Source organism: Escherichia sp. KTE96 (assembly GCF_000408525.1).
Taxonomy (GTDB): Bacteria; Pseudomonadota; Gammaproteobacteria; order Enterobacterales; family Enterobacteriaceae; genus Escherichia; species Escherichia marmotae.
Genome location: NZ_KE137149.1, coordinates 2,588,242 through 2,596,584, shown reverse-complemented (window position 1 = coordinate 2,596,584; position 8,343 = coordinate 2,588,242). Strand labels below are relative to the sequence as shown.

The following is an 8,343-nucleotide window of genomic DNA, read 5'->3' as shown; positions in this document are numbered from 1 at the left end:
CTAACGCCGAGCCGGAAGAACAGGTTGATCCGCGCAAGGCTGCCGTCGAGGCCGCTATTGCCCGCGCCAAAGCGCGTAAACTGGAACAACAGCAGGCTAACGCCGAGTCAGAAGAACAGGTTGATCCGCGCAAAGCGGCAGTTGCCGCGGCTATTGCCCGCGTTCAGGCAAAAAAAGCCGCCCAGCAAAAGGTTGTAAACGAGGACTAAATGGTATTCAGAATAGCTAGCTCCCCATATACCCATAACCAGCGCCAGACATCGCGCATTATGCTGCTGGTACTGCTCGCAGCCGTGCCTGGAATCGCGGCACAACTGTGGTTTTTTGGCTGGGGCACTCTCGTTCAGATCCTGCTGGCATCGGTCAGTGCATTGTTAGCCGAAGCGCTTGTGCTTAAGCTGCGCAAGCAGTCAGTAGCCGCAACGTTAAAAGATAACTCAGCATTACTAACAGGCTTATTGTTGGCGGTAAGTATTCCACCTCTCGCGCCGTGGTGGATGGTCGTGCTGGGTACGGTGTTTGCGGTGATCATCGCTAAACAGTTGTATGGCGGTCTGGGGCAAAACCCATTCAACCCGGCAATGATTGGTTATGTAGTATTACTGATCTCCTTCCCGGTACAGATGACCAGTTGGTTGCCGCCGCATGAGATTGCGGTCAACATCCCTGGATTTATCGACGCTGTGCAGGTTATCTTCAGCGGCCATACCGTCAGCGGCGGTGATATGAACACGCTACGCTTAGGCATTGATGGTATCAGCCAGGCGACGCCGCTGGATACGTTCAAAACCTCTGTCCGCGCCGGTCATTCGGTTGAGCAAATTATGCAGTATCCGATCTACAGCGGTATTCTGGCAGGCGCTGGCTGGCAATGGGTAAACCTCGCCTGGCTGGTTGGCGGCGTGTGGTTGCTATGGCAGAAAGCGATTCGCTGGCATATTCCCGTCAGCTTCTTAGTGACGCTGGCGCTATGCGCAACGCTGGGCTGGTTGTTCTCACCGGAGACGCTGGCATCACCGCAAATTCATCTGCTGTCTGGCGCGACCATGCTTGGCGCATTCTTTATTCTGACCGATCCGGTGACCGCTTCTACGACTAATCGTGGTCGTCTGATTTTTGGCGCACTGGCGGGCTTATTAGTCTGGTTGATCCGCAGTTTCGGCGGCTATCCTGACGGCGTGGCTTTTGCTGTCCTGCTGGCGAACATCACGGTTCCTCTGATCGATTACTATACGCGTCCGCGCGTTTACGGCCATCGCAAAGGATAAACCATGCTGAAAACTATCCGAAAACACGGTATTACGCTGGCACTGTTTGCCGCCGGTTCAACAGGTTTAACGGCGGCCATCAACCAGATGACCAAAACGACGATTGCTGAACAGGCCAGCCTGCAACAAAAGACGTTATTTGATCAGGTGTTGCCAACCGAACGCTATAACAATGAGCTGGCACAAAGTTGCTATTTAGTGAATGCGCCTGAGCTGGGTAAAGGTGAACATCGGGTTTACATCGCTAAACAGGATGGCCAGCCGGTAGCTGCCGTTCTGGAAGCGACTGCGCCGGATGGCTATTCAGGCGCGATTCAGCTACTGGTCGGAGCCGATTTTAACGGCACTGTACTTGGCACACGCGTGACAGAACATCACGAAACGCCAGGGCTTGGCGATAAAATCGAACTGCGCCTCTCTGACTGGATCACTCATTTTGCGGGTAAAAAAATCAGCACCGCAAATGACGCTCACTGGGCGGTAAAGAAAGATGGCGGTGATTTCGACCAGTTCACCGGCGCGACCATTACGCCTCGCGCGGTGGTGAATGCGGTAAAACGCGCCGGGTTGTACGCCCAAACGTTACCAGAACAACTTTCTCAACTTCCTGCCTGTGGAGAATAGACCGTGAGCGAAATTAAAGACGTTATTGTTCAGGGGTTATGGAAGAACAACTCCGCACTGGTTCAGTTGCTCGGTCTCTGCCCGCTGCTGGCAGTCACGTCAACTGCCACCAACGCACTGGGTTTAGGGCTTGCGACTACGCTGGTGTTGACTCTCACCAACCTGACTATCTCGACGCTGCGTCACTGGACGCCAGCCGAGATCCGTATCCCTATTTACGTGATGATCATCGCCTCGGTGGTCAGTGCCGTACAAATGCTGATCAACGCCTACGCCTTTGGTCTGTATCAATCGTTAGGAATTTTTATTCCGCTGATTGTCACTAACTGTATCGTTGTTGGTCGCGCTGAAGCCTTCGCTGCAAAAAAAGGTCCGGCGCTTTCGGCGCTGGACGGATTTTCGATTGGCATGGGTGCAACCTGCGCAATGTTCGTGCTGGGTTCACTGCGCGAAATTATCGGCAACGGAACGTTATTTGACGGTGCCGATGCGCTGTTGGGTAACTGGGCAAAAGTATTGCGCGTGGAGATCTTCCACACTGATTCCCCTTTCCTGCTCGCAATGTTACCACCAGGGGCATTTATTGGCCTGGGACTGATGCTGGCAGGAAAATACCTGATTGATGAAAAAATGAAAAAGCGCCGCACTGAAGCAGCCGCTGAACGCGAGTTGCAAAACGGTGAAACAGGGAATGTCTGATGAACAAAGCAAAACGACTGGAGATCCTCACCCGCCTGCGTGAGAACAATCCTCATCCCACAACCGAGCTTAATTTCAGTTCGCCTTTTGAATTGCTGATTGCTGTACTACTTTCTGCCCAGGCCACTGATGTCAGCGTTAATAAAGCAACAGCGAAGCTCTACCCGGTAGCCAATACGCCTGCCGCGATGCTCGAACTGGGTGTTGAAGGCGTGAAAACGTATATCAAAACCATTGGGTTATATAACAGCAAAGCGGAAAATATCATCAAGACCTGCCGTATCTTACTGGAGCAGCATAATGGCGAAGTTCCGGAAGATCGCGCTGCGCTGGAAGCATTGCCCGGCGTTGGACGCAAAACAGCTAACGTGGTGTTGAATACCGCTTTCGGCTGGCCGACCATTGCTGTAGATACCCACATTTTCCGTGTCTGCAACCGCACCCAATTTGCTCCCGGGAAAAACGTCGAACAAGTTGAGGAAAAACTGCTAAAAGTAGTTCCTGCAGAATTTAAAGTCGACTGCCATCACTGGTTAATCCTTCACGGGCGTTATACCTGCATTGCCCGCAAACCGCGCTGTGGCTCCTGCATTATTGAAGATCTTTGTGAATACAAAGAGAAAGTTGACATCTGACACAAACAGGTACTGCCGTTTCTTCATCCATTACCGCTACTCATCCTCTTCAAAAACAACTTTCTAACGTTAATGATGCCGCCTCGCTGCGGCATCATTAGGCAATCCGTTTGTGAATAACCAAAAATGCAGGTTAATTGTTTTTTAATAGCGAAATTTTCTATTCATTTGTGATCGAAATCACACTGATACACAAATGTAAAAATAATGCACCTCAAAAGTTAAATTTGACAAAGCATTGATTCAATCCGACCTGAAACCTACAAAACATTACACTGGCTATTTTTCAGATAATGGACTATCCCACTACATGAAACACCTTATAGCAGAACATATCGCCAAAGAGGAATTATTACCCGGCTCCAGTAGTGAAAAAATCTGCCGTTACGTTTTTTGAAAAATTTAACGCTGGATAACATTTCCCAAAGCCGATGAATTCTCCAGGCCAGTTATATGTAACAGATTATTACAAAGGACTTGTCTGAAAGTGCAAGATGGTGAACATTACCTGCCGTTTCCCCTCCCACTATAACAATTGCGCGTATGTTTTTTAGACATCACGCGAGAATGCACCCCCGTTAATATGGGATGTAAAAAAAGAGGTAAAAGTGTCCACTGCAAACCAAAAACCAACAGAAAGCGTTAGTTTGAACGCTTTCAAACAACCGAAGGCGTTCTATCTCATCTTCTCGATTGAGTTATGGGAACGTTTTGGTTATTACGGCCTACAAGGAATTATGGCTGTCTACCTGGTTAAACAACTGGGTATGTCTGAAGCGGATTCAATCACACTTTTCTCTTCCTTTAGTGCCCTGGTTTATGGTCTGGTCGCTATCGGCGGCTGGTTAGGTGACAAGGTACTGGGTACTAAACGCGTCATTATGCTTGGCGCTATCGTGCTGGCGATTGGCTATGCGCTGGTTGCGTGGTCTGGTCACGACGCAGGTATCGTCTATATGGGTATGGCGGCAATTGCTGTCGGTAACGGCCTGTTTAAAGCCAACCCGTCTTCGCTGCTCTCGACTTGCTATGAGAAAAACGACCCGCGTCTGGACGGTGCATTTACCATGTACTACATGTCCGTCAACATCGGTTCTTTCTTCTCTATGATTGCAACCCCGTGGCTGGCGGTTAAATACGGCTGGAGCGTCGCGTTTGCGCTTAGCGTAGTCGGTCTGTTGATCACCATTGTTAACTTTGCCTTCTGCCAGCGCTGGGTTAAACAGTACGGTTCGAAACCTGACTTTGAACCAGTCAACTACCGTAACCTGCTGCTGACCATTATTGGCGTTGTGGCACTGATCGCGGTTGCAACCTGGCTGCTGCACAACCAGGAAGTTGCGCGTATGGCGCTGGGCGTTGTTGCCTTCGGTATCGTTGTTATCTTCGGTAAAGAAGCGTTCGCCATGAAAGGTGCTGCGCGTCGTAAAATGATCGTTGCCTTCATTCTGATGCTTGAAGCAATCATCTTCTTCGTGCTGTACAGCCAGATGCCGACGTCGCTGAACTTCTTTGCGATTCGTAACGTTGAACACTCCATTCTGGGGATGGCGGTTGAACCTGAACAGTATCAGGCTCTGAACCCATTCTGGATCATCATTGGTAGCCCGATTCTGGCCGCTATCTATAACAAGATGGGCGACACTCTGCCGATGCCGACCAAATTTGCAATCGGTATGGTGATGTGTTCCGGCGCATTCCTGATCCTGCCAGTGGGCGCGAAATTCGCTTCTGACGCCGGTATCGTTTCTGTAGGCTGGCTGGTAGCAAGCTATGGCCTGCAGAGTATCGGTGAACTGATGATCTCCGGTCTGGGTCTGGCAATGGTTGCTCAGCTCGTTCCTCAGCGTCTGATGGGCTTCATTATGGGTAGCTGGTTCCTGACCACTGCCGGTGCAAACCTGATTGGTGGTTATGTTGCGGGCATGATGGCTGTTCCGGATAACGTAACCGATCCGCTGATGTCGCTGGATGTGTATGGCCGCGTGTTCTTGCAGATTGGTGTCGCCACTGCCGTTATCGCAGTGCTGATGCTGCTGACCGCACCGAAACTGCATCGCATGACTCAGGACGATGCTGCAGACAAAGCAGCGAAAGCTGCCGTAGCATAAATTTCAGGGAAACTCTTTTACAAGCCGCTAACTTTTCGTTAGCGGCTTTTTTTTATTCAACAACGCACTACCATTCTTTAAACCACAGCCAAAAGGAGTTACCGATGAAACTGTTCTATAAACCGGGCGCCTGCTCTCTTGCTTCCCATATCACCCTGCGTGAGAGCGGAAAGGATTTTACGCTCGTCAGTGTGGATTTGATGAAAAAACGCCTCGAAAATGGTGATGATTACTTTGCCATTAACCCTAAGGGACAGGTTCCTGCGTTACTGCTCGATGATGCCACGCTACTGACAGAAGGCGTGGCGATTATGCAATACCTTGCCGATAGCGTACCCGACCGTCAATTACTGGCTCCGGTAAATAGTATTTCGCGCTATAAAACCATCGAATGGCTGAACTATATTGCCACCGAACTACATAAAGGCTTTACCCCGCTGTTTCACCCGGCTACACCAGAAGAGTTCAAACCGATTGCGCGCGCACAACTGGAGAAAAAACTGCAGTATGTTAACGACGCGCTGAAAGATGAGCACTGGATCTGTGGGCAACGTTTTACTATTGCTGATGCCTACCTGTTTACGGTTCTGCGCTGGGCATACGCGGTGAAACTGAATCTGGAGGGTTTAGAGCACATTGCGGCATTTATGCAACGTATGGCTGAACGTCCGGCGGTGAAAGCTGCGTTGACGGCGGAAGGATTGCAGTAATAGTCATCGGCCCACAGGAAACTGTGGGCCGAAAAGAGGTATTTCAGAGTTTCGTTGCGCTGAAATAATGTTCCGGTTTGGCTATACGATCTTGTGCTGCAACCACCTGCAGCTCATATTCCTGCATTGCTTTGGTGGTCACCATAATTTCGTATACTGCGGCAGTCACATGTTCCAGCGCCTGTTGCAACGTTGCGCCCTGCAACAGTTTCACCAACAGTAAACCGCTCGTCACATCACCAACACCGACCGGCTGACGCATACCAAAATCTACCAGCGGACGGCTGATATGCCAGGCTTCATCGGCAGTAACCAGCAGCATTTCAAAACGATCGCGGCTGTAACCCGCACGCGCCAGGTGTTTAACCAACACAATTTGTGGCCCTTGCGTAATGAGTTCGCGCGCAGCTTTAACGGCTTCTTCGACGGTATGTACCGGATGCTCACAGAGGATTTCCAGCTCCACCAGATTCGGCGCGATGATATCGCTGGCAGGCAGACCGTGACGCACATGAAACTCCGCCACACCCGGCGCGACGATGCAACCTTTTTCAGGATGCCCCATTACCGGATCGCAAAAATATTTCGCCTGTGGATTCGCCGCTTTCACCTGACGGACAATACCGAGGATATGTTCCCCCTGTTCCGCCGACCCCAGATAACCACTGAGTACAGCATCACAGGTATGTAATTTATCGATGGCGGCAATGCCCTGAACAATTTCGGTTAAATGGCTGGGCGGCATTACGCAGCCAGTCCATTTGCCGTATTGGGTGTGATTAGAAAATTGAACGGTATTCAACGGCCAGACATTCGCGCCCAGGCGGCGCATCGGAAACTCTGCCGCACTGTTACCCGCATGACCATAGACAACGTGAGACTGGATAGCGAGAATATTTTTCATCGTGTTCCCTGTATAAAAACCAGGGGAGTGATTTCTCACTCCCCTTTTCCACTTAGTGCATTATTTCCAGCAAATCAGACAGTAATTCTTTTTGCCACGACGCAGTAAGGTATAACGACCAAACAGACGATCTTCTTCTTTAAAGAAGTATTCAGGATCGGACTGTTTTTCACCGTTAATGGTGATGGCATTGGACGCGATAGTTTTACGCGCCTGACCACGGGACGGTTGGAGCTCAGAATCGACCAGTGCCTGCATCAGATCAGCGCCTTTTTCCATCTCAACCATCGGTACGCCGTCCTGCGCTAGCTGTTCGAAGTCCGCTTCACTAAGCGCACTCAAAGAACCGCTGAACAGGCATTCGGTAATACGTTTCGCGGCTTGCAAACCCTCTTCACCGTGAACCAGACGCGTCACCTGCTCCGCCAGTACATACTGGGCGCGTGGTGCTTTACCACTGTTCTTATCTTCCTCTTCGAGGGCATTGATCTCTTCAATGCTCATGAAGGTGAAGAACTTCAGGAAGCGGTAAACGTCGGCATCAGCGGTATTGATCCAGAACTGGTAGAACTTGTACGGACTGGTTTTCTTCGGATCCAGCCATACGGCTCCGCCTTCAGTTTTACCAAACTTAGTGCCGTCAGCCTTGGTGATCAAAGGAACGGTCAGGCCAAACACCTGATTCTGATGCAGACGGCGAGTCAGATCGATACCAGAGGTGATGTTCCCCCACTGGTCAGAACCGCCAATCTGCAACGTCACACCATACTGTTTATTCAGGCAGGCGAAGTCATAGCCCTGCAACAGGTTATAAGAAAACTCGGTGAACGAAATACCTTGATCTTCACGGTTGAGACGCTGCTTAACCGCTTCTTTGTTGATCATCTGGTTAACGGAGAAGTGCTTACCGATATCGCGCAGGAAGGTCAGCACGTTCATATTGCCGAACCAGTCATAGTTGTTCGCGGCGATAGCAGAATTTTCTCCACAGTCGAAATCGAGGAACGGGGCAACCTGCTTGCGGATTTTGTCCACCCACTCCTGAACAGTTTCTTCGGTGTTCAGCTTACGCTCGGCAGCTTTGAAGCTCGGGTCGCCAATCAGACCCGTCGCGCCGCCTACCAGCGCAACCGGCTTGTGGCCCGCTTGCTGGAAGCGTTTCAGGCATAACAATGGAACAAGATGCCCCAAATGCAAGCTGTCAGCGGTAGGATCGAAGCCGCAATAGAGCGCGATCGGGCCTTGCGCCAGTCGCTCTGCTAACGCTTCTTCGTCCGTCACCTGGGCCACCAGCCCCCGCTCTTGCAATTGTTTAATCAAGTTACTGCTTGCCATCAAAATCTCCATGTATATAACGACTGCACCTTTGCCGGTACACGACTTTTCGCCAGA

General features: G+C 50.6%; 8 protein-coding genes and 1 pseudogene. 7 read left to right on the top strand and 2 right to left on the bottom strand.

What is annotated here, in order from left to right:
• The 7 genes and pseudogenes from A1WG_RS02445 to gstA all read left to right on the top strand — a co-directional run.
• A pseudogene (locus A1WG_RS02445) lies at positions 1-209 on the top strand (electron transport complex subunit RsxC); the annotation flags it as partial.
• Positions 210-1,268, top strand: coding sequence for an electron transport complex subunit RsxD (gene rsxD / locus A1WG_RS02450; protein ID WP_001516335.1), 1,059 nt, complete (start codon positions 210-212; stop codon positions 1,266-1,268).
• Between the two features lie 3 nt (positions 1,269-1,271).
• Entirely contained in the window at positions 1,272-1,892 is a 621-nt protein-coding gene (gene rsxG / locus A1WG_RS02455) for an electron transport complex subunit RsxG (RefSeq protein WP_001516334.1), read from the top strand.
• 3 nt (positions 1,893-1,895) lie between these two features.
• Complete coding sequence (rsxE, locus tag A1WG_RS02460) at positions 1,896-2,591, top strand: electron transport complex subunit RsxE (RefSeq protein WP_001289639.1); 696 nt, start codon at positions 1,896-1,898, stop codon at positions 2,589-2,591.
• On the top strand, positions 2,591-3,226 hold the full coding sequence (nth, locus tag A1WG_RS02465) for an endonuclease III (protein ID WP_001030339.1): 636 nt from the start codon (positions 2,591-2,593) through the stop codon (positions 3,224-3,226). Before rsxE ends, nth begins: the two co-directional genes overlap by 1 nt.
• A gap of 608 nt (positions 3,227-3,834) precedes the next feature.
• Entirely contained in the window at positions 3,835-5,337 is a 1,503-nt protein-coding gene (dtpA, locus tag A1WG_RS02470) for a dipeptide/tripeptide permease DtpA (RefSeq protein WP_000100948.1), read from the top strand.
• 104 nt (positions 5,338-5,441) lie between these two features.
• Positions 5,442-6,047 (top strand): glutathione transferase GstA, encoded by a 606-nt coding sequence (gstA, locus tag A1WG_RS02475; RefSeq protein WP_000765734.1) that lies wholly within the window; start codon positions 5,442-5,444, stop codon positions 6,045-6,047.
• 43 nt (positions 6,048-6,090) lie between these two features.
• Here the strand turns inward: gstA and pdxY are convergent, their stop codons facing one another.
• Both pdxY and tyrS read right to left on the bottom strand, forming a co-directional pair.
• Entirely contained in the window at positions 6,091-6,951 is an 861-nt protein-coding gene (pdxY, locus tag A1WG_RS02480) for a pyridoxal kinase PdxY (protein ID WP_000789755.1), read from the bottom strand.
• A 60-nt stretch (positions 6,952-7,011) separates the two neighbouring features.
• A complete protein-coding gene (gene tyrS, locus A1WG_RS02485; protein ID WP_001516333.1) occupies positions 7,012-8,286 on the bottom strand; it encodes a tyrosine--tRNA ligase in 1,275 nt (424 codons plus the stop codon).
• Positions 8,287-8,343 lie beyond the last annotated feature (57 nt).

Excerpts from the sequence above, each read along its gene's own strand:
- gstA (WP_000765734.1), top strand. The coding sequence starts at position 5,442 with ATGAAACTGTTCTATAAACCGGGCGCCTGCTCTCTTGCTTCCCATATC.
- rsxG (WP_001516334.1), top strand. The coding sequence starts at position 1,272 with ATGCTGAAAACTATCCGAAAACACGGTATTACGCTGGCACTGTTTGCC.
- pdxY (WP_000789755.1), bottom strand. The coding sequence starts at position 6,951 with ATGAAAAATATTCTCGCTATCCAGTCTCACGTTGTCTATGGTCATGCG.
- rsxD (WP_001516335.1), top strand. The coding sequence starts at position 210 with ATGGTATTCAGAATAGCTAGCTCCCCATATACCCATAACCAGCGCCAG.
- nth (WP_001030339.1), top strand. The coding sequence starts at position 2,591 with ATGAACAAAGCAAAACGACTGGAGATCCTCACCCGCCTGCGTGAGAAC.
- tyrS (WP_001516333.1), bottom strand. The coding sequence starts at position 8,286 with ATGGCAAGCAGTAACTTGATTAAACAATTGCAAGAGCGGGGGCTGGTG.